This is a genomic window from Bradyrhizobium sp. BRP20 (assembly GCF_020194215.1).
In the GTDB taxonomy this organism is placed as follows: Bacteria; Pseudomonadota; Alphaproteobacteria; order Rhizobiales; family Xanthobacteraceae; genus Bradyrhizobium; species Bradyrhizobium yuanmingense.
In genome coordinates, this window is the sequence record NZ_JADYVY010000086.1 from 1 (window position 1) to 665 (window position 665).

The 665-nt window shown below is 59.8% G+C and carries 1 protein-coding gene; it reads left to right on the forward strand.

The features are described 5' to 3' along the window. The first annotated feature begins 396 nt into the window (after positions 1-396). Complete coding sequence (locus tag I6F33_RS37910) at positions 397-612, forward strand: cold-shock protein (RefSeq protein WP_225143937.1); 216 nt, start codon at positions 397-399, stop codon at positions 610-612. Positions 613-665 lie beyond the last annotated feature (53 nt).

The window sequence follows — 665 nt, forward strand, 5'->3', positions numbered from 1 at the left end:
ACGCGAGCGTGAGCCTGCAGTCCGAAGTTCGGCGGGACCAACTGGGACGGACAGTGCCCCGGTCGGCCATCAGTTTTCAGACCAAAGCGAACACCTTGACCCTGTAGCCCGCCACGAAGCGCCTGCAGAATCTCCGATTCTCGATTCGGCACGACCCTTGCTCGGTCCTGGGCAGCATCACCGAGTCTCCAGATGCGGTAATGTTAGGGGCGGGCTCGTCGCTTCTAGCGCCTGGTCCGCCCCGCCGGTTTGCTGTGAGGCGAGGTGAGTCAGGATGTTCAAGTGGTGGCGCTCATCTTCGCTCGCGCTCGTCGCCGCCGAGTTAGGAACGGAAAGTGCACCCGCAGCTCCGGAGTAGTAGGCGGCGATATCGAGCCGCAAGACCGTGGAACAAACATGCGCACCGGAACAGTAGTGTCGTACAGCGTTGAAAAGGGCTGGGGGTTCATTCGGCCTGACTATGGCGACGGCAAGGATTTGTTCGTGCACATATCGGACCTTCGCGGCTGCGCAGGGGCTGATCTGGTGTCCGGCACGCGCGTGACTTTCGGTATTCGTTTCAATAAACAGCGCTCGAAGTACAGAGCCGTCGAGGTCAGGCTGATCGATTGAAATATCGCGCATCCTGCTGCAGGCGTGCGCGTTACATAACATCCATAGCGCAA